Origin of the sequence: Shewanella sp. 10N.286.51.B7 (genome assembly GCF_002873615.1) — a bacterium.
GTDB classification, from domain to species: Bacteria; Pseudomonadota; Gammaproteobacteria; order Enterobacterales; family Shewanellaceae; genus Shewanella; species Shewanella electrodiphila.
This window is the reverse complement of the sequence record NZ_MCUF01000023.1, coordinates 122,580-148,028: the sequence shown is the minus strand read 5'-3', so window position 1 is coordinate 148,028 and position 25,449 is coordinate 122,580. Positions and strand designations below refer to the sequence as shown.

24 protein-coding genes and 1 pseudogene are annotated in these 25,449 nt (G+C 41.7%); 14 read left to right on the top strand and 11 right to left on the bottom strand.

The genetic code is table 11. The features are described from left to right. Positions 1 to 51: 51 nt before the first annotated feature. The 5 genes and pseudogenes from BCU84_RS05925 (at position 52) to BCU84_RS05905 (ending at position 3,588) form a co-directional block, all read left to right on the top strand. The gene (locus tag BCU84_RS05925; RefSeq protein WP_157936198.1) at positions 52 to 837 is read left to right on the top strand and encodes a heparin lyase I family protein; all 786 of its coding nucleotides are present in this window, start codon (positions 52 to 54) and stop codon (positions 835 to 837) included. A 324-nt stretch (positions 838 to 1,161) separates the two neighbouring features. Further along, positions 1,162 to 1,614: a hypothetical protein gene (locus tag BCU84_RS05920; RefSeq protein ID WP_102527164.1), complete on the top strand. Its 453-nt coding sequence runs from the start codon at positions 1,162 to 1,164 to the stop codon at positions 1,612 to 1,614. Positions 1,615 to 1,672: 58 nt separating this feature from the next. After that, positions 1,673 to 1,884 (top strand): annotated as a pseudogene (locus BCU84_RS20960) (hypothetical protein). After that, positions 1,884 to 2,870 (top strand): efflux RND transporter periplasmic adaptor subunit, encoded by a 987-nt coding sequence (locus tag BCU84_RS05910; protein ID WP_102527163.1) that lies wholly within the window; start codon positions 1,884 to 1,886, stop codon positions 2,868 to 2,870. Before BCU84_RS20960 ends, BCU84_RS05910 begins: the two are co-directional and overlap by 1 nt. A gap of 217 nt (positions 2,871 to 3,087) precedes the next feature. Next, the gene (locus BCU84_RS05905) at positions 3,088 to 3,588 is read left to right on the top strand and encodes a hypothetical protein (RefSeq protein WP_102527162.1); all 501 of its coding nucleotides are present in this window, start codon (positions 3,088 to 3,090) and stop codon (positions 3,586 to 3,588) included. Positions 3,589 to 3,815: 227 nt separating this feature from the next. Here BCU84_RS05905 and BCU84_RS05900 read toward each other — a convergent pair whose 3' ends face one another. Beyond that, positions 3,816 to 5,114, bottom strand: a complete 1,299-nt coding sequence (locus BCU84_RS05900) for an alpha/beta fold hydrolase (RefSeq protein ID WP_102527161.1) — start codon at positions 5,112 to 5,114, stop codon at positions 3,816 to 3,818. A gap of 343 nt (positions 5,115 to 5,457) precedes the next feature. Here BCU84_RS05900 and BCU84_RS05895 point away from each other — a divergent pair, with 343 nt between their 5' ends. The 8 genes from BCU84_RS05895 (at position 5,458) to BCU84_RS05860 (ending at position 13,819) form a co-directional block, all read left to right on the top strand. After that, positions 5,458 to 6,102 (top strand): MBL fold metallo-hydrolase, encoded by a 645-nt coding sequence (locus BCU84_RS05895; RefSeq protein ID WP_102527160.1) that lies wholly within the window; start codon positions 5,458 to 5,460, stop codon positions 6,100 to 6,102. 359 nt (positions 6,103 to 6,461) lie between these two features. After that, positions 6,462 to 7,568 carry an XdhC/CoxI family protein gene (locus BCU84_RS05890; RefSeq protein WP_102527159.1) on the top strand — a complete coding sequence of 369 codons (1,107 nt, stop codon included), beginning with the start codon at positions 6,462 to 6,464 and terminating at the stop codon, positions 7,566 to 7,568. Then, positions 7,568 to 8,224 (top strand): nucleotidyltransferase family protein, encoded by a 657-nt coding sequence (locus BCU84_RS05885; RefSeq protein WP_102527158.1) that lies wholly within the window; start codon positions 7,568 to 7,570, stop codon positions 8,222 to 8,224. Before BCU84_RS05890 ends, BCU84_RS05885 begins: the two co-directional genes overlap by 1 nt. 3 nt (positions 8,225 to 8,227) lie before the next feature. Continuing rightward, a complete protein-coding gene (locus tag BCU84_RS05880) occupies positions 8,228 to 8,695 on the top strand; it encodes a (2Fe-2S)-binding protein (protein ID WP_102527157.1) in 468 nt (155 codons plus the stop codon). A 2-nt stretch (positions 8,696 to 8,697) separates the two neighbouring features. Next, on the top strand, positions 8,698 to 10,971 hold the full coding sequence (locus BCU84_RS05875) for a molybdopterin cofactor-binding domain-containing protein (protein WP_102527156.1): 2,274 nt from the start codon (positions 8,698 to 8,700) through the stop codon (positions 10,969 to 10,971). 486 nt (positions 10,972 to 11,457) lie between these two features. Continuing rightward, entirely contained in the window at positions 11,458 to 12,207 is a 750-nt protein-coding gene (locus BCU84_RS05870; protein WP_102527155.1) for a hypothetical protein, read from the top strand. Positions 12,208 to 12,316: 109 nt separating this feature from the next. After that, positions 12,317 to 12,595: a Rid family hydrolase gene (locus tag BCU84_RS05865; protein ID WP_198589533.1), complete on the top strand. Its 279-nt coding sequence runs from the start codon at positions 12,317 to 12,319 to the stop codon at positions 12,593 to 12,595. A 300-nt stretch (positions 12,596 to 12,895) separates the two neighbouring features. Then, a complete protein-coding gene (locus BCU84_RS05860) occupies positions 12,896 to 13,819 on the top strand; it encodes an aspartyl protease family protein (protein ID WP_102527154.1) in 924 nt (307 codons plus the stop codon). 174 nt (positions 13,820 to 13,993) lie between these two features. On the opposite strand, the gene BCU84_RS05855 is transcribed toward BCU84_RS05860, so the two are convergent. From BCU84_RS05855 to BCU84_RS05840, 4 genes are all read right to left on the bottom strand, one after another. After that, positions 13,994 to 14,800, bottom strand: a complete 807-nt coding sequence (locus tag BCU84_RS05855) for a transporter substrate-binding domain-containing protein (RefSeq protein ID WP_102527153.1) — start codon at positions 14,798 to 14,800, stop codon at positions 13,994 to 13,996. 380 nt (positions 14,801 to 15,180) lie between these two features. Next, entirely contained in the window at positions 15,181 to 15,990 is an 810-nt protein-coding gene (gene xthA / locus BCU84_RS05850; RefSeq protein WP_102527152.1) for an exodeoxyribonuclease III, read from the bottom strand. After that, positions 15,990 to 16,289 carry a YciI family protein gene (locus BCU84_RS05845; RefSeq protein ID WP_102527151.1) on the bottom strand — a complete coding sequence of 100 codons (300 nt, stop codon included), beginning with the start codon at positions 16,287 to 16,289 and terminating at the stop codon, positions 15,990 to 15,992. Before BCU84_RS05845 ends, xthA begins: the two co-directional genes overlap by 1 nt. A 16-nt stretch (positions 16,290 to 16,305) precedes the next feature. After that, positions 16,306 to 16,851: a septation protein A gene (locus BCU84_RS05840; protein WP_102527150.1), complete on the bottom strand. Its 546-nt coding sequence runs from the start codon at positions 16,849 to 16,851 to the stop codon at positions 16,306 to 16,308. A gap of 236 nt (positions 16,852 to 17,087) precedes the next feature. Between BCU84_RS05840 and BCU84_RS05835 the strand changes: the two genes are divergently transcribed. Continuing rightward, entirely contained in the window at positions 17,088 to 18,302 is a 1,215-nt protein-coding gene (locus tag BCU84_RS05835) for an outer membrane protein transport protein (RefSeq protein ID WP_102527149.1), read from the top strand. 145 nt (positions 18,303 to 18,447) lie between these two features. Here BCU84_RS05835 and trpA read toward each other — a convergent pair whose 3' ends face one another. The 6 genes from trpA to BCU84_RS05805 all read right to left on the bottom strand — a co-directional run bounded on the left by trpA (position 18,448) and on the right by BCU84_RS05805 (position 25,228). Beyond that, positions 18,448 to 19,260 (bottom strand): tryptophan synthase subunit alpha, encoded by an 813-nt coding sequence (gene trpA / locus BCU84_RS05830; RefSeq protein ID WP_102527148.1) that lies wholly within the window; start codon positions 19,258 to 19,260, stop codon positions 18,448 to 18,450. Between the two features lie 9 nt (positions 19,261 to 19,269). Next, positions 19,270 to 20,475 carry a tryptophan synthase subunit beta gene (gene trpB, locus BCU84_RS05825; protein WP_102527147.1) on the bottom strand — a complete coding sequence of 402 codons (1,206 nt, stop codon included), beginning with the start codon at positions 20,473 to 20,475 and terminating at the stop codon, positions 19,270 to 19,272. A gap of 91 nt (positions 20,476 to 20,566) precedes the next feature. Continuing rightward, complete coding sequence (trpCF, locus tag BCU84_RS05820; protein ID WP_102527146.1) at positions 20,567 to 22,009, bottom strand: bifunctional indole-3-glycerol-phosphate synthase TrpC/phosphoribosylanthranilate isomerase TrpF; 1,443 nt, start codon at positions 22,007 to 22,009, stop codon at positions 20,567 to 20,569. Beyond that, a complete protein-coding gene (trpD, locus tag BCU84_RS05815; protein WP_198589535.1) occupies positions 22,009 to 23,055 on the bottom strand; it encodes an anthranilate phosphoribosyltransferase in 1,047 nt (348 codons plus the stop codon). Before trpD ends, trpCF begins: the two co-directional genes overlap by 1 nt. Then, on the bottom strand, positions 23,049 to 23,651 hold the full coding sequence (locus BCU84_RS05810) for an aminodeoxychorismate/anthranilate synthase component II (RefSeq protein WP_102527185.1): 603 nt from the start codon (positions 23,649 to 23,651) through the stop codon (positions 23,049 to 23,051). Before BCU84_RS05810 ends, trpD begins: the two co-directional genes overlap by 7 nt. 26 nt (positions 23,652 to 23,677) lie before the next feature. Continuing rightward, positions 23,678 to 25,228, bottom strand: a complete 1,551-nt coding sequence (locus tag BCU84_RS05805; protein WP_102527144.1) for an anthranilate synthase component 1 — start codon at positions 25,226 to 25,228, stop codon at positions 23,678 to 23,680. Positions 25,229 to 25,449 lie beyond the last annotated feature (221 nt).

Here is a 25,449-nt window from a genome sequence, read left to right as displayed (position 1 = left end):
CTTAGTTAAATTATTACTCCTGAGCTTAAATGAAATTTATGGATGAGTTACATGCAGCAAGGCGTTCACTTTTTTATTAAATCAACTTTAGTCATCTTAAGTGTATTGATGAGTAACATTTGTTGGTCGGCTGGGGGGTGGCAAGAAACATTTGCTGAATTGAATCTAGATAATTGGTCATACGTGCTTCACCCACAAGGCATCAACATTCTTCCTAAGCCTGCAGGGTTAAATCTGATTAATTCAGAATCAATTTCAGATATTACGAGTGAACCTAGTTCAAATTACGGTGCATTATTAACAATTAAAGGTGAACAATCTTACCTATGGCGTGGGATTGAAGCACTTAACCGAGTAGAACTACAACATAAACCCACCCATACTCGCCCAGGTCAAACAACCACTGTTAGCTGGCAATTTCTACTACCTCAACTATTTAGTGAAGATACCCATCAGATTGCTTACTGGGAGTCAGATAAAACCTACCGGCAAAGCTATCGTTTACAGCTTAATGGTTCACGCATGAGTTTGGTTTCTAATATCGCAAAATCAGTTGTTATAGATGGCGAAGCTGCGCAACCTAATACTAAGCAAGCCTTGTGGTATCTTGACGATATTAAAGCTAATACTTGGTATACGGTTACATTAGAAACATACTGGTCGATGACTGAAGGTCGCATAATGATGGCGATAAATAATCAGCCTCAAGTACATTTAACCCTGCAAACGCTTGTGGCACACGATGAGAATATGTTTATCCAGTTAGGCATTCTACGAGAACGTGCAGACCGAGTTGAATCTATTTGGTTAGATAACGTGAAAGTTGACCATTTTTAATCGACTGATTAATTACCGAACATTCATACTTGTATATTCTATATGACGACTCGTTAGCTAAATTCCTGTTAGTCATTACTCACTGCTCACTGCTCACTGCTCACTACTCATAACTCACTACTCATAACTCACTATTTATAACGCATAACGCACTACTTACTACAAATACCTCACTCCTCATTTCTAGTTCGAGTCACTGTGGCTGATTTTGTTCATTTCGATACTAAATAATGCGTGGCGCAAAATGGTAACTTTGCCGTAGCTTCTCTCCTTATAATTTCTGCCATACCAAGATGATTCAACAACATCAAAATAAGGCAGGCTATGACAGAACAAATATCTTCGTCTATTGATACCACTGCAGCTAATGCTAAAGCAGGTTTTTTTAATCGCCATAAAACAAAATTTTATATTTTATTGACGCTGCTGGCGGTCATTTGTGGCTCGGTATTACTAGCAAATGGTTTTACCGTTCATCACAAAGATATTCCAGCGGATTATTGGACCACCACTTCAGCGTTAAAGGGTAAGTTGCTGGACACTGAAATCTTTATTGGTGCATTAACCATGATGTTGGTCGTGACTATTTGCTTAGCAATTTGGGGTTACTGGAAACTTCATTCTCTACCCAAAAAGCATGCTGAACATACGGGGCAAGCAAAATTGATTTTCTGGTTATGTACTATCGGCTTTTTTTACAATGAATTGTGGATAGCTGCCATCTTAATTGTTGTAACCGACTGGAAGAAAATTTCTGCAGTGATTAGGACCTGTTGATCTTTGCAGATTAAGTTTTGTTCGAAATATAAGCGTTTTAATTGAGGCGAATGGATTGATGCCTAGTCATCTAAGCAAAATTCATTCAACAAAGAGTAAAACGCTTTTAGTCGAACCCTTTGGGCAGCGTTTGTTGGCTATTTTTACTGCATTATCGACTTTTTATGTAGAGCACTACACCACAAAGTCTCTGCTTTGTATAAATGGCCAACAATTCGTTGCAAAAATAACCTTGAAAAATCAACAGGCCCTATAGGGAGACAAGCATAATGAAAGAACTATTGTATCCATATGTACTTATTTGCTGGATTTTAATTAAAACTGGCTTAGTGAAACGCACGACGGCTAATTATATTTCTATGATTGTTGTAGGTGTGCTGATTAACCTTGCAGTGTTCTTTGCTCATCGATTCTATTCTCCTGTGGACTTAACTGATTCATCGGTTGTGAGAGCACAAACAGCGGTTTTAAGCCCGATTACAGAGTCAATCGATAAGTATTATGTTAAGCATAATCAGAAAGTTAAAGAAGGCCAATTACTCTACACTTTGGTGAATAATGAAGAAACCAATAGCCTTCGCCAGATTGAAGCTGAGATTAATAGCTTAGACGCTGATATAGCGCAAACTGAGCAGGATTTAGCAAGGTTAACTCAAGTTAAAAATGTCGTGGCTAAACGAGACATTGATAAGTATCAATCAAGGTTAAATGCGATGAAATTTGATCGTGAATCATTAGTTGCCCAGCAACAACAAGCTGAGTTTGAAAATAGCCAACTAGAAATTCGCGCTCCTTTTGATGGCGCAGTAACACGTATTGATACAGCAGCAGGGTCAAGAATTGGTAATATTCAACTGTGGAATACTGAAACTAAAATCCTTGAGATGCGTATACCCGATCAGCTATGGAACCGAGTAAAGCAAGGTCAATTTGCCGAGTTTTATGTAGATGCATATCCTGGGCACATTTTTAGAGGGCGAGTTCACTCAATATCTTTAGCTACGGGGGAGGCAAGAGGCAGTCACGGCAGTCAAGAACAAGGCGTCGCTCAGCAGTTAGTCAATAACTCAAAAAATATTGGCCGAACAGTGCTGATTGAGTTTAGCGACCCAGAAGGCATTGAAATTCCGATTGGCGCACGAGGCTCAGCCTGGATTTCTACTGAGAAACCTTTTTCACTGCTAGGCCCGATTGATATGTTAGGGGCCGCAACACTCAGGCTTAAAGCATTGAAAAGCTTCTTTGGCGCTTTTTAGTTATTAGCTTAATAACGGGTAAAATAATATAGCGGCTTAAGCACTGGATTGAATGACTGAAACGTACAGCTGAAACGAATAGCTGAAACGAACAGCTATTCGAATGAGTTTGTCAGATACTTCATGTAGTAATATGTTTGTGTATTGTTGTAATGTGGTTAATATAAATGAGTGATTAATCTTTTTTTATAAAGTATCAATATATTAGAGGTTTATAATGTCAGCAGAAACAACCAGTATTGCCACACCTTTGCATGGTTTTAATAGTCCCCAACGTTATTTTGTTGGTTATACTCTCGCTGTTTTAGTCGATTTGACGGTGTTAAATCTACTTGCTGAGTACTGGCAACATATTAGTGTCTCGTCTTTCTCAATCTCATTATTAGTCGCCATTCTGTTGCAATTGCTGTTAAAGCTAACCATAGCCTTTGAACATAAGTTAGCTGACTACTTCAAGAGTAAACCTGGCACTGCACCTAAGGTATATCGCGCGCTAAGTACTTGGGCGATTTTGTTCTTTTCGAAAATCATCATGCTTGAAGCCATTAACTTAGCCTTCGGCGACAGTATTACCTTTACTGGCCCATTTGACGGCATCGTTGCTTTCTTTGTTTTAGTGTTTGGTATTTTGATTGCAGAATTTATGGTATCGAAAATTTATTTCTCGCTTCGTGACAAACCTAACGATGAAACTGAAGGTGCGGCCGCAGCCAGCTAGCGATGAGGGAATTTGGCTTTGTTGGTGAATGGTTGAAATAAAGCATATTGACCACTGAATTTGAGGCAAAAAAAATGAGTAATTCAATTAAGGATTACTCATAAAAAATTCACTAGTTCACAACATAAAGGGCGGAACAGGCTAGATCATGCCCGTTCTTACTTAACTGAAAATTAAATTAGCCTTTCATATTGTGATCACAAGCAGGTTTTAGCTTAAATATTATATTATCTAAGACTCTTTTGGCGATTTAATGAGATTAGCTTATCTAAAACCCGCTCGCCATCGATACGAATACCATTGTGCTCATATTCTGATGTGAGCCAATATTTCAAGTTATCAACTAATTGCACCGTTTCTAGGCTGTAGTTCATATCGACATACATGTCTTCGCTATAGATGGCAGCACTGACAGGAACAGTGTTTTGCATCAGCACATCAACATCATATAAATTGCTCCAATCAGCTTTTTCGGCAATGGCATTTGCTAATGCTTTAAGAGGCTTTAATTGATTAAATTGCTCAAACATCCACGGGTAAATCATTTCGCCAGTAAATAATAAGCGTTGTCCTCGCTGATAATTAAACTGTTGGAACTGTTCTCTAACACGATGGGCAGACCAATTTGCACCTTGCTGATGGAACTGTTGGCAGTAAATCGACTCATGCATTAAAGCGAAAATAGGGTTGGTGTTATAGTCTAAGAATTGACTAAATTGATGTAAGAAAAGCGGATTAATCTGTTTACCTGAGCCTGTTTCAATCAAGGCTTGTTCTAATAAATAGTAAACGGCTTCAGGCCCTTGCTCCATGCCGATATTCACACCCAGTAATTGCAACATCTCAACGGTGAGTTGCTCGCCTGTGGCTAATGTGACCTGATTATTATCGACGTACTCAGCTAACTCAGCGGTTAATTGCTCAGCATCTTTAAAGCGGTGATAAAAGTCATTATTCTTTTTTATCACTCGCTGATAAGTGGCTTTATAAACATCATCAGCTCGACGGGTTAACGACGGAATACCACCAGTAATGAAGGCTTCTTTAATTGAATCAGGTGCAGCAGATAGATAATGCAGTACGCAGAAACCACCAAAGCTTTGGCCTAAAATACTCCACTGGGTATTGTTGGTTAATTTAAGGCGAATGAATTCAGCATCTCGAATGATATTATCAGCGCGAAATTGACTGACATAATCCACTTGTTCATCGACAGATAAATGCTCAAGGGTTGAGTGGTTGATAAGGCTTGAAAGCCCTGTGCCGCGTTGGTCTAGCAAGATCACTCGATATTCTTGTAGCGCACGTTTAATCCAACCTGAGCTTTCAATCGGTCTAACAGCCCCAAATCCTGGGCCACCTTGAAAATAAACCAGAAAGGGGAGATCTTTTTGCTGGTTTTCTGTGCTGACAATTTCACGGGCAAAGACGGTGATTTTTTCCCCTTCTGGCTGCTGATAGTTGAGCGGAACCGAGAAAAAATGTTTCTTGGAAACAATACCTGAAAGAATGCTGTCCATTTGCATGCTGTACCTGTGATGTGAATAGAGTCTTAGAAAGGGGGTATTGTAGAAAGCTTAACTATCGATCACAATGAAAACTTATCGCAACCAGTGTAAGTTTTGTTAGCGAAAGCTAATTTATGTTCCTTTAAATTTACACTAGCTAGAAGTCTATTCACCGTGAGTCAATTAAAGCTGATATTCCCTTTAGCAACGCAGCACTAGCAGTTTAAGCTACGACTTTGCATCATACGTAAGGGCTAATCTGAGTTTTTTATAAATATTTAAAAGATAGATCAAACTTTTTTGTGCTATTTGAAGCATAATAAGCTCAAAGCAAACGCCTGCTACTGTAAGGAAATAAGCAATGAAATATCAAATCATTCCAGTCACCCCGTTCCAGCAAAATTGTAGTGTGATTTGGTGTGACAAAACCAAACTTGCAGCAGTGGTTGATCCTGGCGGAGATATTGACAGAATCGTATCTGAAGTCAGTAAGTTAGGCTTAAAATTAGAAAAGATTTTATTAACCCATGGCCATATTGACCATGTTGGCGGAGCTAAAACTCTCGCTAATCAACTTAATATTCCTATTATCGGCCCTCATGTGGCTGACAAGTTTTGGTTAGAAGGTTTGGCTAAACAGAGCCAAAACTTCGGATTTCCGCACATTGACTCGTTTGAGCCGACGCAATATTTAAATGAAGGTGATAATGTCACTGTCGGTGAGCAAACATTATCAGTGCTGCATTGCCCAGGACACACACCAGGACACATTGTATTTCATTCGTCTGAGTCACAAATTGCTTGGGTAGGGGATGTTTTGTTTAGAAGCTCAATAGGTCGCACTGATTTCCCGCAGTCTGATCATAAGCAACTGATTAATTCAATTACTCAAAAATTGTGGCCATTAGGTGAAAAAGTTAACTTTATTCCCGGACATGGCCCAATGTCGACATTTGAAGAAGAACGTCAACATAATCCATTTGTTGCTGATCAGTTGTTGGCCTAATCGCCTACATTAAACTGGCTTTTATTAAAGTCGCTTATATTAAAGCCGCTTACATTAAAGTCGCTTAAGACAGTTTGTTCAACCGAGTCAGTTTCGCATAAACAGTTACATTTTTTATCCTTTCCTTCGTATATTAGCAAACCAGCGAGTAGCTTGACTCGCTGGCAAGTTATATTGATATATCACCTCGAGTTACAGCATTAAATTCCCAGTAATCTTTGCATTATTGACATCCTTTGTTAGCTTATGTTGAGCCTCGCTGAAATGTGAGGGCTACGACTGGGTAACGATTTGATGCTCCCTCTGGACAAATTGCTGCTACAGAAGTGAATTATGGACTGATTTAGCAGGCAGGGACTATGGCGCATCACTTACTTTCATTACTCGACTCATGGGCTGAAAAACCGCAATTGGAATGGGCGTTAGCTGTCATCACGTCAGTTGAAGGTTCATCTTATCGCAAAGCGGGCGCTATCATGTTGTTTGACCCACTCGGTAAAACGCTGGGAATGCTCAGTGGTGGCTGTTTAGAGGCAGATTTACGTCGTCATGCTCAAGATGCGATTCAAACTCAACGTATTGCTCATATCACATACGATGCTACTGATGAAAACGATACGAGTTACCAACTCGGTTGTGGTGGGCTTGTTAATATCATGATGGTGCCATTACTGGCAGATAACCAATACCTTGGCTTGCCAGAACTTCATCAGCAGCTTACGCGCGGTAATCAGGGGCATTATCAATTATCTCTCAATGACAACAAGAGCCATGCAGGAGAAATGTCAGGTAAATTCATTGCATCCAATGCTGCGAAACATGACAGTTTCGAACTCTCCTCAAAAACGCAGCAGGTCACTAAACAGAGCGCTAAGCAGGTCACGAAACAGGTCACTAAACAGGTCACTAAACAGATAACAAAGCGGGTAACATTAGATGGGCAAGATTATTTATCTGTCCCTGTGAGAGCGCCTTATCATCTGGGGATATTTGGTGGTGGGTTAGATGCTCAGCCGTTAGCCGCAATAGCTGCCGAGCTTGATTGGAAAATTACCGTATTCGATAGTCGCTCCGCCTATGCGCGCAGCTATGACTTTCCTGCTGCAAAAATCAATAAAACACCGCTTACTCAATTGAAAACAGAAGAGCTTACTCAACTCGATGCTGCAGTGGTGATGAACCATAACTTAGACCTCGACTGCGACGCCCTTAAAGCGCTGCAGCCTACCAATATTGATTACATTGCATTGTTAGGTCCAGGGCATAGGCGGGATAAAGTGTTTGGCTTAGCTGAGTTAACAGAACAAGATTTCAGTGGTTTCTTTTCAGCGCCTGCAGGGCTTGCACTTGGCGGTGAACTGCCTAGTTCTGTGGCATTAAGTATTTTATCTCAGTGCCATGGCGTGTTACACCACCGCATTAGCAAGCAGGCAGAATTGAGTCGTTTAGATAAGGTGATGTCCTAGTGACGTTTTTATCTAAGTCCCCTAAAGTGGTCAGCGTGATGTTGGCTGCAGGTCAAAGCACACGATTTGATGGTGCAAAGCTTGCTGCCACAGTATCAGGCCCAGATGTGAATGACCCAGATCCACAAGCTTTAACCCACAGTTTACTGACTCACAGTCTATTGGAATTAACCCAGGCGGCTGAGCAAATAGATATTGGTAAACCTTGCGTTATCCTAGGCGGTCATATCGATGTGTTATCGCCATTAGTGCCAATGAATACACCGATACTCATCAATAAAGACTGGCAATCGGGCATCGCCAGTTCGGTCGCCATGGCGGCAAAATATGCCCAGGCTGAAAAAGCCGACGCTTTGCTATTAAGCCTTGCAGATCAAGTGGCTGTTTCCCATTTACATTATTTAAGTCTATACCGTGTGTTTTGCCTTTTTGGTCAAACCACCGCGGCTTATTATCAACAAAACCCGGGTGTACCTGCGATATTTGTAGCTGAAGACTTTGATGCCCTTCAGCAGCTCGAAGGTGATGCTGGGGCTAAAAAGCTATTAAAACAACATTTAACTAATCAAACCTTGGCTGTACTTCCGTTAGAGCAAGCCGCCATTGATATTGATACCCAAGCCGATCTTAGCTGGTGGTTGGCCAACAAGGAGTAAGTGATGACGCAACAAACGCAAACACTTGAAGTGAACGGTAAAAGCTTCACCTTAGATGCAGATCCAAATATGCCAATTTTATGGGCGCTGCGAGATATTTTAGGCTTAACAGGCACCAAATATGGTTGCGGTGCAGGCCTTTGCGGCGCGTGTACCGTCCACATTGATGGTGCGCCAGTTCGCGGCTGCTTAACCAGCATAAAACAAGCGGCGGGTAAGTCAGTAACGACCATTGAAGGGCTTGAAGCCGATAAGCTAAAAGCCGCATGGGAGAAACATAACGTACCGCAATGCGGCTACTGCCAAGCAGGACAACTTATGTCAGCGGCTGCGTTACTTAACACCACAGCCAAACCGTCTGAAGCGCAAATTGATGATGCCATGTCGGGTAATATTTGCCGCTGTGGCACTTACCCTCGCATAAAAGCTGCAATTAATACCGCTGCTGAAAACAGTAAAGTGGAGGCATAACCATGACCACATTTACCGCAGTTGAAAACATTAGCCGTCGTAACGTGCTAAAACTGTTTGGCGCAGTGGGCGGAGGCTTAGCCTTAGGCGCATCTGGCTTAGCGTGGAGTCCCATGGCAATTGCTCAAGGGGCTATTGCTCAAGGGGATACCGCTCAAGGCAAGCAAGCGCAGCTGAACATCTTTATCGCCATTGGTGAAGACAATAAGGTGTATTTAACCTGTCACCGCTCTGAAATGGGGCAAGGTATTAGAACAGGTGTGCCACAAGTCTTAGCCGATGAGCTAGAAGCTGAGTGGGATCAAATCGTTGTGGTTCAAGGTTTGGCTGACGAGCAATATGGCAGTCAAAACACCGATGGCAGCCGCAGTATCCGTAAGCATTATCAAAAAATGCGTCAAATGGGCGCAACAGCAAGAAGCATGCTAGAGCAAGCAGCCGCTAACCAGTGGCAAGTGTCACCGACAGATGTGTATGCCAAAGCAGGTAAGATTCATCATAAAACTAATGGTAAAAGTCTGTCATTTGGCGAGCTTGCCATTGCAGCCTCAGCACTTACAACACCAGCACTTGATAGCGTGGCGTTAAAGCCAGCGTCGAAATTTACTCATATCGGAAAATCGCCCACCATCGTAGATATGGACGATATGCTTAACGGCAAAGCTGAATATGGTTTTGATGTAAAAGTAGCAGGTATGGTACACGCCTCAATTACTCGACCGCCAGTATTGGGCAGTGATGTAGCGACTTTAGATGATAGCGCTGCTCGCAAAGTGGCAGGGGTATTGGATGTGATTCAAATTCCGATATCAAAAGGCGCGCCGTTATTTCAGCCCCTTGGTGGTGTTGCCGTTATTGCAACTAATAGCTGGAGTGCGCTGCAAGGCCGTAAAGCACTAAAAATCACCTGGACAGACTCTGCAAACAGTCAATATGACTCGGATACCGATTTAGCAGCGCTTGTTAAACGCGTTGGTGAGTCAGGTACGGTTATTCGTCAATTGGGCGAATCAGTCAGTGATTGGAGTGACGATAATAGTTTATCAGCAGTTTATACCGTGCCGTATTTGACCCATGCCATGATGGAGCCGCCAGCGGCTGCTGCATCAGTGACTAAAGACGGCTGCGAAATTTGGGCATCAACTCAAACACCGCAAAGCACCCAGAAAAATGTTGCTGGGGTTTTAGGCTTAAAAGATGAGCAAGTGAAAGTGAATGTCACCTTGCTAGGTGGTGGTTTTGGTCGCAAGTCAAAACCTGACTTTAGCGCCGAGGCGGCGTGGTTATCACAAAAAATCGCTAAACCAGTCAAATTGTTATGGAGCCGCGAAGATGAAATTCAAAACGGTTACTACCATGCTATTAGTGCGCAGCATTACCAAGCTAAGTTAGATGGCAATAAAGCGCCAACGGCATTACTTGCCCGCACAGGTTTCCCATCGATTAGTTCAACCTTTGCCGAAGGCGTTGATATGCCATCAGCAGGGGAGTTAGACCTTGGCTTTTCTGATATGCCGTTTAATTTAAGCCAAATTCAGCTTGAATCAGTCAAAGCCACTGCCCATTCACGAATCGGTTGGATGCGCTCAGTGTGTAATATTCAGCATGGCTTTGGTGTCGGCAGCTTTGTCGATGAGCTTGCAGTAAATGCAGGTAAACCTTGTATTAGTATGTGGCGTGAGCTGCTGGGCAAACCGCGACATGAAAAGCTTGAAAACCAAGTGGTGAAATACGGTAACTATGGTGAAACCTTAGAGGATTTCCCTATTGATATCGGCCGCTATTTAAGTGTGATTGACGCAGTAGAAAAGGCCATGGCAAAACAGCCTAAAATCCAAGCCAATCAAGGTTGGGGCTTTGCAGTACATCGTAGCTTTGTCAGTTATGTTGCAGTAGCCACATTAGTTGAAATGGACGGCGATAAGTTGACTGTATTAAAAAGCATTGCGGCGATTGACGCAGGCACTGTGGTCAACCCAGATAGGGTACATTCGCAAACCGAAGGCGCCATCATATTCGGTTTAAGCTTGGCGATGATGGGCGAAATTAGTTATAAAGACGGTAAAGTCGAGCAATCTAATTTCCATAACTATCCACTGCTACGCATCGGCCAGTCACCTGAAATCGAAACCATTATTGTCGAGTCAGATGCAAAGCCTGCAGGAGTGGGTGAACCCAGCGTGCCACCCGTGGCACCGAGTTTAACCAATGCCATATTTGCAGCCTCAGGTAAACGTTATCGCGATTTACCACTGAGTAAAGTGCTGAAAATCTAGTTCCAACATTTAAAGTGATATCAATGCCCAAGCTAGGTTATAGCTTGGGCATTTTTTTATTAAATGAATAGGTGGGTATGAATAGTTGAGAATGAGTATCGAAATTGGTCATTTAAGTTACCTGCATATTGTTAGAATCTACTGCTTTTCAGTGTATTAATATAGTTTATTATCAAATACATATCCGTATCACATAAATGCAAACTTTGCTTCTCGTTATGTAAATAAGAAAATGCTCACTTTCTATTATTATTACGCGTTAAGTTTATGAAAATAAATGATATTTTTAAAATGGATGTTTACATAGCGACCCAAAATAATTCTCGGTTTTATCCACTATTTAGTCGATTGATTTAAATTTTGATGGCTGTTAAGTTATTAAAATTATTAATAAATTAAGCTGAAAAGTGATTATGTGTTGGTAAGTAGCCTACGGGTGTTTATCGGAATTCTCGCTAATAAGCTGTTATGTCACAAGGAAGTTTAATGTTCGACTCAACCATCCCAGAATTATTATCAATCGATCAAAAGAGGCTAAGTACTTACCTTCAGCTTTTAGAGCAAGATGAATCATTATTTAAAAGATTAGGTATAAGTATTGGTATTAACTTGGGCTTAATTAGTTTAAAAACTATTAATCCTGAAGGATTAGATGAAATAAACACGATCAGGAAATTAAAGCTCTTACACAAAAAGCTGAAAAAGTCAGATGCTCTGAATGAGATTAGAGCAACATCTTATGACGATATTTATGTTAACAATAAACATTTTTTTCTAGAAAAAAATATTAAAGCAAGAAAGTTTTTTGTCCCTGTGAATATCGAAGGGGCAAAAGACATAGATCATCTTATCGTATGGGTTTGCGAACCTGATGAAATTACACCATATGAGAACTTCGAAGAAAAAGGTTCGTACTTATTTCTTATTGAAAGCTTTTGGGAGGATGATAACTATCATGCAATGATCTCAGGTTGCTCCGCATTTCAATGGGTTGTAAAAAATGCTTTTGAGAAACCTGATAATGTTTGGCATAAACATTATCGCTCAGACGATAGAGACCCTATTAAATGTCTAATAGATCTAGGAGCTATTGATCAAGGTGAAAAAATTATATCTACACTTTATCGAAGAAGGTATATGTCGAACGAACAGATGTACAAGCTAAAAGGCATACAATATAGAGGGTATGATGTTGTTGGATACCCAGTTGCAATTTACAGTGAAAAAATGACATAAAAATGCACTTAAACGGAACTAAAACAGTTGGTTAGGTTTCGCTCCGCTACACATTGCAACCAACAATTTTAGTCCGCTTAATGCGGCGTTATCAGTACAGGATAATCAAGTGATTGAACGAAAGCGCGGTATTTATAATGGACGTAATAAGTCGTCTGCATACAAAGATCTAGTATGGACGGTAGCTACGTCATCAGATACCTCTTTAGATATTAAAGGGCAAACTAGATTAGCCTTAGATACAATTCAAGATAATCTTGTTGAGCTTGGTAGCGATAAAACTCGAATAGTATCTGCTCAAGTCTTTATTGCAGATATGAACTCTAAGCAGGCAATGGACTCTGTATGGTGTGATTGGTTTGGTGATAATCCTCAAGATTGGCCGTAAAGAGCCTGCTTGGGTGTAGATCTTGAAGGTGAAGTGTTAATTGAAATTACCGTTACCGCAGTCCGCTAAAGTACAGCTAGCAAGGCATATAAATAAACGCATTCAGGGATTGAGATTCTTTTACAGTGTAGATTATTTATTGGCGTTGTTTACCCGCCGAAATCACCAAGATAAAACATCATTCCATCGATGTTTAGAATAAGTAGCCCATAAGTGTTATCGTCAAAGGCCACCTGAGCGACATCTTAGGCAATGATAGATTCATGCTAGATTTATGATACTGAAAAGGATTTTTAAGCTATGGGCTATTCTTCAATTACAAATATTTCTTCTGTAGTAAAAATTCCTTTTGTAATAAAAATAAGCGCTATATTACTTAGTTTGTTTTTCTATACAGCCACAGTTTGGGCGACTCAAATACAACAAAACTTACTACTTGTTGAGTCAGAAGATGGTCAACTGCATTTGGATGTGATGATTCAGGCTTTGTCAGGTCGGATGATTATAGATACAGGCTCTTCAAGCTCTGTTTTAGACCGCAGGTATTTATCCAGTATTGATGATTATACTTCTTTGGATGTTGAAAAAGGCTATGGTTTTGGGTCTGAGCAAGCGATGATGGTCAGTGAGAAAATACAGCTATCAGGCTTTACCGTATCAGGGTATGAACTCTCTCGCGTTAATTTAAATACTCATAATTTGTCGGGTATTAATCGAAAGTATTTAGGCTTGCTGGGTTTTGACCTGCTGCAATTAATCGCTAAAGGGCTGCAATTTTCTGAGCTACAAACTCAATTATTGGCCCAATATACCCTTGATGAAACCAAGAATAACCTCAGTTTATTTTCATCAGGCTTTGGTATACCTTACGTTGTGGTTAATATTAACGAGCAGGAAGTGGGACTTATTTTAGATACAGGCTCACAATATTCGATAATTAACCGTAAGAATGCTGTCGACTTATCTATTTCTTCTGAACTTATTCCTAATGCCTATGGCCAAGATATTAATGGCAAACAGATCCCCATTAGCATGAGTGACTCTATCGCGGTCTCTAATGGTAAGGCTTCACTATTTGAAAACCGCTTTATTGTTACTGACCTCGATTCGGTTATTGTTAACGATAGCTTTAATCACCAGGTCATCGGGATTATCGGGCTCAATCAATTAAAATCATTAAATACTAAAATAGGTTTTGAATCTAATACGGTGACTTTTCAATAGGCGGGGCTTGTTACAAAACATCGGTATTTGGGGGTGAGGGAGTATCATTTAGCCAAGTGTCCAAGTGTCCAAGTGTCCAAGTGCTATGCGGCTATGTACTGCAACCATTACAGCAACCTGTACTGTAACCATTGCTACAACCAGTGTTGTTGCGATTAGCCCAACATGGGCTAGTTACTTCGTTAACTCAGAAACACCACTATAGCTGCGCTCAGCCTTAAGCAAGATATCTTGATATAAGTTGGTTTGTTTTAATTGCGAAATAGCCTCATTAACCAGAATAGCCGTTTCTGGATCGTGACAAGCAATATAGCGCGGGGCTTGGCCGAATAATTTGACCTTGGTGACTTCAACAGGTGATTTAATTTGGCTGTCAATTTGGCTGCGATAATAATCAAAAATTCGTTCTTCAAGAATAATAGCTTGAATACGTTCACGAAACAGCATTAACACTTGGTTTTTTTGATTAGCAACTTCAATATAATTGCTATGTGTTTTTGCTATTTTTAAAAATTCTTGGCCTAGATACTGACTCGCATTTTGAAAACCAACCAAGGAGACGTTTTTAAGATCTTGTACCGAATCGATGGCTAATTGGTTTTTACTCAGATAAAACACGCTATTTTGATAATCAATTAAGCTCTGGGTTAAAAATAGCCCTTCGCTATTAGCGGGGGAGTTGATTATACAATCGATTTTTTTGGTTTTAACCAATCGTAAAGCGCGCAGGTTAGAGGCAAAAGTGACTTGGCCTAATTTTACATGGCTTGTTGCTAACGCAGCTTGTAATAATTCGTATTGCAGCCCACGCTGCTCGTCAACAAAGAAGAAAGGTTTAATACTGCTGCTGGTGGTAAAATTGACTATTCTATCGTGGGAAGCTGAAACTGGCTTTTCGATGAGTAGAAAAATCAGGCAGATAGAGAAGCTGAATGGCATCAATTTACTTTTTGAATACTTGTAATATTTAATATGCTTCAACCTAGAAATCCTTTTAAAGTTGTCACTCAGCGTCCAGCTAATTGGATTACTCTTTCACACAAGGCAATAGAAATATTGAATACAAAGTAAGGCAGAGTAACTGATATTCAAGTCTAGCCTACAGATAAGCTAGCTTCTATACCTCTTTATTGGGAGCGAACCGTTTTTTGATTGTTCTAGAAAATATAAAACGCAGTAGTGATTTTGAGAGATGTTTAATTTAAGTTGTTGAAATATACAGTCTTCAATTTTAACGGCTGATTAGGGCTATTAGCTTTCTCGAAGCGAATAAAAAAGCTTAACGCATTCACGTTAAGCTTTTAAGTATTCATTTTGTGGCACTAATAAAGTTGCCAGAAAAATAAGCTAATCAGGACCAATTAGTCAGAAAAAGTGCTCCAAATTGGCGCATGATCAGATGGCTTTTCTATACCACGTAAATCGTAATCTACATCTGATTCAGTCAGACGTGGTAATAATGACTTAGTGACCATAACGACATCAATACGCAGGCCGCGGTTATCGACAAAGCCTTTACTGCGGTAATCGAACCACGAGTAACGTTCAGTGCGCTCTGGGTGCAGTTCACGGAAGCTATCGACCAAGCCCCAGTCTTTCAATCGCTGCAACCATTCGCGCTCTTCAGGTTGGAAGCTACATTTACCGGTTTTAAGCCAGCGTTTGGCGTTGACTTCACCAATGCCAATATCTAAATCAACAGGCGAGATATTTATGTCACCAATAATGGCAATGTCTTCATCCGGTGTGTGGTTGTCAGCAAGGTGCTGCATTAAGTCTTGATAAAACTTACGCTTGGCAGGGTACTTAGTTTCATGAGTGATATTTTCACCTTGTGGGAAATAACCATTCATGACGGTAATGACACGGCCATTATCTTGCTTGAACTTACCCATGATCATCCGGCGCTGCGCATCTTCTGCATCATCTTTAAAACCTTTGATGATTTCAATAGGCTCAGCTTTTGACAGCATAGCCACACCGTAGTGAGCTTTACCACCATGATAATGCACGTGGTAACCCATAGCTTCAACGTCTGCTACTGGAAATGCTTCGTCGTGAACCTTGGTTTCTTGTAGGCCGATGACGTCAGGTTGATGGCTATCGATTAACGCTTGTAATTGGTGCAAGCGAGCGCGAATACCATTGATGTTAAATGAGACAATTTTCATTAGACAAGTACTCGCTTGAATGGCTTAACAATTACGTGAGCATATACGCCAGCTTCAATGTATGGGTCGACATCAGCCCATGCTTGCGCTGCAGCTAATGAATCAAATTCAGCAACCACTAAAGAGCCAGTAAAACCCGCTTCAGCAGGGTTTTCACTATCAATCGCAGGATGTGGGCCAGCGACTAATAAACGACCTTCAGCGGCAAGTGCTTCAAGTCGAGCAATATGTGCAGGACGGGCACTCATGCGCTTTTCTAAGCTTTTTTCAACATCTTGTGACGAAATCATGTACCACATAGATAGGTTCCTTGAATTATTTTATTTGTTCCGATTCATCATGTTCCATATGTTTATACAGGTACATAACGGTAATAACAGTATTGACTAAGGTAAGAGCTGTTAAGCCAAACACTTTAAAGTTCACCCAGGTTTCTAATGGCAAGCTAAAGGCAACATAAATGTTAGCAATACCACATGCAACAAAGAAAGTGACCCAGTACCAAGTGACATGAGCCCATATCTTGTCAGGGCATTTCATTTCTTTGCCCAACATGCTTTTAAGAATAGGTTTGTTGATTAACTGACTTACTAGTAATGCGATAGCAAAGAAGGCGTAAACAATAGTGACTTTCCACTTGATGAAGGCATCATCGTGGAAGACCAAAGTTAACGTACCGAAAAATGACACCATAGCAAAAGTGATCAAGTGCATCTTTTCGACTTGCTTATATAAGATGTAAGTGACAATTAACTGCAATGCAGTGGCCGCAATAAGTGCGCCAGTGGCAGTGTAGATATCATAAAATTTGTAGATGGCAAAAAAGATTACCAAAGGGAGAAAATCAAGCAGTTGTTTCATTAGAAGCTATAGCCTAAAGGTGAGTTTAGCAGTCCATTTGCTAATAGGAATGATTGCGCCAAATTGTACCAGCAACGGTCAGTGATATGAAGATGATCAGCTTGAGATAAGATGAACTATGCTTAATGGCGGCTCATATACCAACAGTGCAATGCGACAAATAGAATAAACGATATTCTATATGGAATATTAGGTAATGGTATTATTCTTGTAAATTCTATTGTAGAGCAATATACATGACTCAAAACATTATAAAGCTGGCTCCACTAGCCCTTTTATTTTCATTACCTGTAAATGCGAGCGGTTTATTTTTACAAGAAGCTGTTTACGCAAACCAAGGTACTGCTGGTGCGGGTGATGGTGTTTATACTGAATCAGCTGCTGCGATGTGGGTCAATCCCGCCATTATGTCGTTTATGGGGGAGAATAAAACCACTGTAAATGGCCTAGCGTTTGATTTGGGAGTCGATTTTTATGATGTTGATGGCGTTTCTGGTGGTGGTAGCAATAACTATCTTGGTTCGGTAGCTGCCTTTCATGTTGTTCAATTAACGGATGATCTGCATTTTGGCGTAGGCCTTGGTACAGCAGGTGGTTCTGGCTTAGATTACAGTGCTAACTGGGCTGGGCAGTTACAATTAGAAGACATTAACCTTCTGACTCTGCAAGTCAATCCAGCCTTAAGTTATCGCATTAATGACCAATGGTCGGTAGGTGCGGGATTGCAAATAAACTACGCAGTACTTGACGGTAGGATGGCTAATACTGAAATTGAAAGCGCCTCTGACTGGACCATGGGCTATAACGCTGGTGTTGTTTATCAACCTAGCGAACAGTTAATGGTAGGCCTTAGTTATCGCTCAAAACTTGAGCATGATTTTCAAGGTAACCTCAATTCAGATATCCGCCTAGATAACCTGCAGCTGACAGATTTTTCAATGGACAGTAGCTTAGTTGCCCTGGTTGATTTGAGTGCTAGCTATCAAGTCACACCGCAGTTAGCGTTATTGACCACCATTCAGTGGCATCAATGGAGTGATTGGGATAGCAGCCCAATTACATTTAATGGTTCATTGTTGGGACAAGACCACAGCTTTGATCTATCACAAGACCGAGATTGGGATGATGTTTGGCATTATGGCGTAGGTTTAGATTATGCGATTAATAAAGATTGGAATCTAAAACTCGGTTTCTCTTATGAAACATCACCGCAAGATGATCCTTATTTACAAACCCCTGATATCCCAGTAGGTGTGCAAAAGCGCTACTCTGTTGGTGTGAGTACTCATATTGGCGATAGTAAGTTAGATGTTTTTTATGAGTATGCTGACTTAGGAAATGTTGAAATTCGTCAAGATGGGCTTATACCGGGTGTTGACCCAACAGGTAATCTATTGAATGGCTACTTTGATTCAAGCATTCACTTTGTTGGTGTTGCAGTAACGTTTTAATACGTCAGCCACTGCAATGATATAAATTTTATCCATATAAACATTCATCTGGATTAGATTTAAATTAGTACTTAACAAAAATGCCGCTCATTTTAAATGAGCGGCATTGTTACTATTAAGCCTAATAAGATGATTTAAATGCGTATTATGCTTTTTGAGTCGCAGCTTTCATATTACGGGTAAACTCGCCTAATTCACTTAACAAAGCTTTTTCGTCGTCTTTGTTTCGCTCGATAATTTTCACCACAGCAGAACCAGAAATAGCACCTGCAGCACCTGCGTTAATGGCTTCGCTTACTTGCTTAGGCTCAGCAATACCGAAACCTAATAACGGCGGCGGGGCATCAAACTCAGCCAGTTTGGCGAGCACTTCACCAATTGGCGCACCCGCTTTTGATTCTGTGCCAGTTACACCCGCACGAGATAGCAAATAGGTATAACCTTGGCCATGTTCACTGACCATTTTGATGGTGTCAGTATCAGCATTTGGCGGCGCAATAAAAATCGGCGCAACCCCATGTTTATGGGCGGCTTCACTAAATGGAGCCGACTCTTCAACTGGCACATCAGCAATCAGTACTGAATCAACGCCAGCTTGTTTGGCTTTTGCATAGAACTCATCAATACCATTAGCGAAAACCAAGTTAGCGTATAGCAATAAGCCAATGGGTGTATCAGGATATAACTCACGTACTTTAGTTAGTAGCGAGAAACAATCAGCCACAGTGGTGCCTGAATCTAATGCACGTAGATTCGCGCCTTGGATAACAGGGCCATCAGCAAGCGGGTCTGAAAATGGAAAGCCAAGTTCCAGGGCATCAGCGCCATTGTCCACTAAGGTTTTAATGATTTTTAACGAGATCCCAACCGTTGGGTCGCCAAGGGTCACGAACGGCACAAATGCGCCTTGCTGTTTTTGAGCCAATTGGTCAAAAGCTGCTTGATAACGATTAGTCATGATAAGTCCTTATTTCGCAGCTTCAGCAGAAGCTTTTTGTTCTAAAATGTCAGATACGGTGAAGATATCTTTATCGCCACGACCTGATAAGTTGACCACTAAAATGGTTTCTTTAGTTGCTTCTTTTGCTAATCGAACCGCGTAGGCAATAGCGTGGGCTGACTCTAGCGCTGGGATAATCCCTTCAGTGCGCGCAAGCAGCTGGAAACACTCCAAAGCTTCATCATCGGTTGCAGACTCGTAACGTGCGCGGCCTGTGGCATTTAAGTGTGCATGTTGTGGCCCAACAGATGGAAAATCTAGGCCCGCAGATACTGAATATGACTCTTCAATTTGACCGTCACTGTCTTGCATTAGTGGCGCTTTCATACCAAAGAAAATACCAGTTTTACCATGTTTAAGTGGTGCGCCGTGCATTGGGGTATCAATGCCTTTACCTGCAGGTTCAACGCCAATTAATTCAACGTCTTTTTCATCGATAAAGTCAGCGAACATGCCAATAGCATTTGAGCCACCACCAACACAGGCGATAACTGCATCAGGTAAACGACCTTCTTTTTCAAGAATTTGCTTTTTGGTTTCTTCACCAATCATGCGCTGGAATTCACGTACAATCGTTGGGAATGGATGTGGCCCTGCTGCAGTGCCAAGTAAGTAATGCGCTTTGTCATAACTTGCAGACCAGTCACGCATGGCTTCGTTACAAGCATCTTTAAGGGTTGCTGAACCCGATGTCACAGGGATAACCTCTGCGCCCATTAGTTTCATTCTGAATACGTTTGGTGATTGACGTTCAACATCTTTTGCGCCCATGTAAACCTTACATTTAAGGTCTAATAATGCACAAGCTAATGCCGTTGCTACGCCGTGTTGACCTGCGCCTGTTTCAGCAATGATTTCTTTTTTGCCCATACGTTTTGCTAATAGCGCCTGACCTAACACTTGGTTAGTTTTGTGCGCGCCGCCATGGAGTAAATCTTCACGTTTAAGATAGATTTTAACCATAGGGTTAGGGCTTAAGTTACGGGTTAAGGTTAATGCGGTAGGGCGACCTGCATAGTTCTTTAGTAAATCGGTAAATTCTTTTTGAAAGGCTTCATCTTCTTGGGCTTCAACAAACGCAGTTTCTAATTGCTTTAGTGCTGGCACAAGGATTTGCGGAACATACATGCCGCCATATTCGCCGAAATAAGGGTCAAGCTTAAGCTTTGTCATTGGATCTTTCCTTATCAATATTGTCTGAAATACCCATGTTGGCTATTTCTTAATTCTGTATAAAAGTCTGGTTTTAATAATGGGTAATGTACTAATTCTTTCTGATTGCAGTAAAAGCTTGAGCAACCTTTTGCGCATCTTTTATGCCGGGCTGTGACTCAACTCCTGAGTTAAGATCTAAGCCATAAAAACCTTGTTGGTTGGCATCAAATGCGTTTTCAGGTGTTAGCCCACCTGCAAGCATGCTGTTTTCTCGTTCTGCAGCTGTTATTGCAGAAGCATCGAGTAACGCTTGCCAGTTAAAGCTCTCACCTGTGCCGCCAAATCCGGTGCTATTTTTACTGTCGAATAAGTAACGATCGCAGCCTTGTGGTTTATCACCGACACAGTTTGTGCCGCTATCAACGCTGACCGCTTTCCAAATTTGGCAATCAAGGTTAGCGTCAGTGAGTAATTGTGTTAACTCGCTAATATCTTCACTGGTTTCGCTGCCGTGCAATTGCACTACAGACAAACCGACCGCTTTTACGGTTGCAACAATGTCAGCATTGGACTTGTTGACGAATACGCCGACAAAGTTCAAAGCAAGGTTGTTTTGTTTGCTTTTATTAACCAATTCAGCCGCTTGCTCAACACTCACGTTACGTGGTGATTTTGGGTGGAAGATTAATCCACCAAATACAGCACCTGCTTCAGCGACAGCGTTAATATCTTCAATGCGGGTTAAGCCACACACTTTGTTATTGCCAAAAATTAACTGACGACAAGCAAGGTCAATGTCCTCTTGTGCCATGATAGAGCTTCCAACGAGGTAACCATCTACCAGAGGATTTAAACGCTTAACCTGCTGGTTATTATAAATGCCAGATTCACTGATAATCACTCGGTCAGTGGGTATTTGCGGCGCTAACGCTTCTGTGGTGGCTAAATCGGTACTTAAGTCACGTAAGTTGCGGTTGTTAATACCCACAATGCGCGCATTAAGATCAATCGCGCGTTCAAGTTCTTCTTGGTTACTGACTTCGGTTAGCGCATCTAAATTGTATTTAGCGGCTTCGGTAGCCAACAATTTATATTGATCATCATCGAGTACTGAAAGCATTAACAATACGGCATCTGCGCCTTGGTGAGCGGCCAGTTTGATTTGGTATGGGTCAACAAAGAAGTCTTTACATAAGATTGGCTGACTAACACGTGCACGCACTAATGGAATGTAATCAATATCACCCTGAAAGAACTGCTCGTCGGTTAATACCGATATGCCCGATGCGTATTTACCGTAGATATCAGCAATCGCTTCAACATCAAATACCGGGCGGATTAACCCTTTTGATGGACTGGCTTTTTTACATTCAAAAATGTAACCGGCATTGGGGGCTTTGAGGGCATCAAATAAACTGCGGTCAGATATTTTAGGTTGTAAGCTCGCTTCTGGGTAACGCAATTTAAGCGAGGCAATATGAGCCACTTTGGTATCAACAATTTTGGTTAATACGTTCGATTCTTTAGCTGTATTATTGGTGACAGTTGCCATTATTTTGCATCCTCTTGTTGGCTTGCATCAGCCAATTTAGTCAACACGTCAAAAGCTTTACCACTGTTGATGGTTTCAAGCGCAAGTTTGGTGCCTTGCTGCACTGTGTCACACACACCGCTAACATAAAGGGCGCAACCTGCGTTAATGGCAACTGCATCGCGATGGGCAGGTTTGCCTTCACCTTTTAAAATGGCTTGAGTAATAAGGGCGTTATCACTGGGTTCGCCGCCTTCAAGGGCTGAAATGTCAGCAGGTTCTACCCCTAACTCTTGCGGGGTTAACTTATAAAAACGAATGTTGCCGTCGTTAAGCTCTGCCACTTGAGTTTCACCGTGTAGGGCGACTTCATCAAGTCCGCTGCCGTAAACCACCATGGCGCGTTTAACACCTAATGCGTTTAACACATTAACGATAGGCGCAATCAGCTTTGGCGAATACACACCTAGTAGCATAGCTTCAGGTTTTGCTGGGTTAATCAGCGGGCCTAAGATATTAAAAATAGTGCGGGTTTTAAGTGCTTGTCTTACAGGTACTGCGTGGCGAACGCCGGCATGATAATGCGGCGCAAATAAGAAACATAAACCAAAGTCTTCAATGCATTGGCTGGCGGCTTCTGGGCTCATATCAAGAGCAATACCACAATGAGATAATACATCAGATGCGCCTGATTTACTGGATACGCCGCGGTTACCGTGTTTAGCCACTTTTGCGCCTGCAGCAGCGGCAACAAAAGATGCAGTGGTTGAGATATTAATGGTGTTATGACCATCGCCGCCAGTACCGACAATATCAACCACGCCAGTGGCTAAGGATTGTGGGCTGCGTGGAAAAGGCTTAGCAGCTTGACGAAGCGCATCCGCAGCGCCTGTGATTTCCTCAATCGTTTCGCCGCGCATTTTTAGTGCAACTAACATACCTGCCATCGCCACAGGATCCATTTCGCCTGCAACAATCGCGCTAAATAATGTGGCGCTTTGAGCTCGGGTGAGCGCATTACCTTGATAAAGAGAGTCTAATAGAGGTTGTAATTGAGACATTATAATGCGCCTTTATTTGATTCAGATTGAGTTAGGTACGTCAGTGTTTGGGTTAATAGCGTGCTGCCAAGCGTGGTCAAAATTGACTCTGGATGAAACTGAAATCCTACCGCTTTATCTTGCGGGTGAATTACCGCCATTGGCATATCTTCAGTGGTAGCAATAACCTCTAAACACTCAGGTACACGAGTAGCCACTAGGCTGTGGTAACGGGCTACAGGAAGCGGAGAAGGTAAGTTAGCAAATACGCCTTCGCCATTATGAATCGTGGGGCTGGCTTTACCGTGCACCACAAAAGGAGCGCGTTCGACTTTACCGCCGTAATACTCAACCATAGCTTGATGACCTAAACAAATACCTAGCATAGGTACTTTGCCTGCCACTTTGCTTATTAATTCCATCATGCAACCCGCTTCGTGGGGGGCTCCTGGGCCTGGTGATAGGACTAATGCGGCTTGGCCTGTTTCTTCGATAAGTTTTTCAGCTAAATATTCTGCACTCACATCATTACGGTAAATGAGTACTTCAAAGCCTAAACTGCGGAATTGATCCACAAGGTTATAGGTGAATGAGTCAAAGTTATCTAGTAAATACAGTTTCATGTTATTGGTGCTCTGAGAAGTCGTCATTACAATCCACCTCCCATTTTGATGGCAGATATCACTGCTTGGGCTTTTTGGCGAGTTTCATCCGCTTCGGCTTGCGGATCTGAATCAAATACCACACCTGCGCCAGCTTGAATAAAGGCAACATCATTTTTAACGAAAGCAGAGCGGATAACGATACAGGTATCCATATCACCTAAACCGTTAAGGTAACCTACTGCGCCGCCGTAACTGCCGCGCCTTGCTTGTTCCGCTTGTCTGACTAATTGTGACGCTCGCACTTTGGGTGCGCCGACTAAGGTGCCCATATTCATACAAGCTTGGTAGGCATGGAGCGCATCTAAATCATCACGTAATTGTCCTGTCACGCGACTAACTAAATGCATCACGTGAGAATAACGGTCAACTTTTAATAACTCAGCCACTTTACGACTGCCACTTTGGCTAATGCGGGCAATATCATTACGGGCCAAATCAACCAGCATTAAATGCTCTGAAAGCTCTTTTTTATCTAGACGCAGTTCAAGTTCGATACGACTGTCTAAATCAAAATCAATGTCGCCATCAGCAGTCTTACCACGCTTGCGGGTACCTGCAATAGGATAAACCTCAACTTGATTGCTGGCAGCGTCGTATTTCAATGCACTTTCTGGTGAAGCGCCAAATAAGGTGAAATCTGGGCCGCGAAAGTAAAACATGTAAGGACTTGGATTAGTTAAACGCAGTGCTCTATAAGCACCGAGTGTATTTGGGCAAGGTAAGCTAAAGCTTCTTGAAGGCACAACTTGGAAAATATCACCGGCGACAATGTGCTCTTTTAAATCAACCACGGTTTGTTTAAACGTGGCATCACTAATATTAACTTGGGTTTCAGCGTCAACCGGCACAAGGTCCGCAACGGGGGCCAATGTTTGGCATTGTTGTTTCACTTTTGCTGCGTGCTTTGCCAGCGTATCTGCTAATAGTGGGTCTTGAGAGAATTGGTGAGTGATGATTTCAGCATCTTGCTGCTGGTGATCAATCAAAATTAAGGTTTCAGCGAGGTAAAATAGATAGTCAGGGCAGTCGTTATCAGCATTAGGCACAGCTGGTAGCGGCTCTACAGTATCGATTAAATCATAGGCTAACACGCCGCCTAAAAATAAATCTTCAAACGCATCTTGCTGATCTGTCTGAATGTACTGGATCAGCATTCTTAAACCATCTAATGGCGAGGTCGACTTTAAACGAGCATCTTCATCTTGTAACTCGCAGGCTTTAGCTAAGGTAATAATTAATTCATTATCTTGCTGTTGCTGCTGACTCGATTTAAAGAACTCACTGATAGGAGAAAGTAAGCTTGCGCCATTATCTGTTAATGCTGCGAATGTGAGTTGATACCCATCACATCGTACCATCATGGCTGCATGGGTGAGCACGATGCTTTTTAAATGATCTTTGGTGTCAATTTCAGCTGACTCAAGCAACATAGTATGCGGCGCATTCGCGGTAACATGCTGATAAAGGCTCAATGGATCAGCGTGATACGCTAATGATTGTTTTTGAGTGATTACATGGGCGAACTGATGTTCCATAATGCTTATTGCGCCTCTCTAATATGTTGATTTTTCATACTAAGGTCTCTATTTCTGATTCGGTTTGCGTTAGTTGTTTCGAAGAGTGCAAGCCGTAAATAGCAAGAAAGCCCACATCTCTGCGGGCTTTCTAGTAAAATCTTGTGTTATTTAAATAACCACAACGCTTCACACCACCCGTTAATTTGGGAAGTGCCACCACCAATTGATGTTACGTGCGT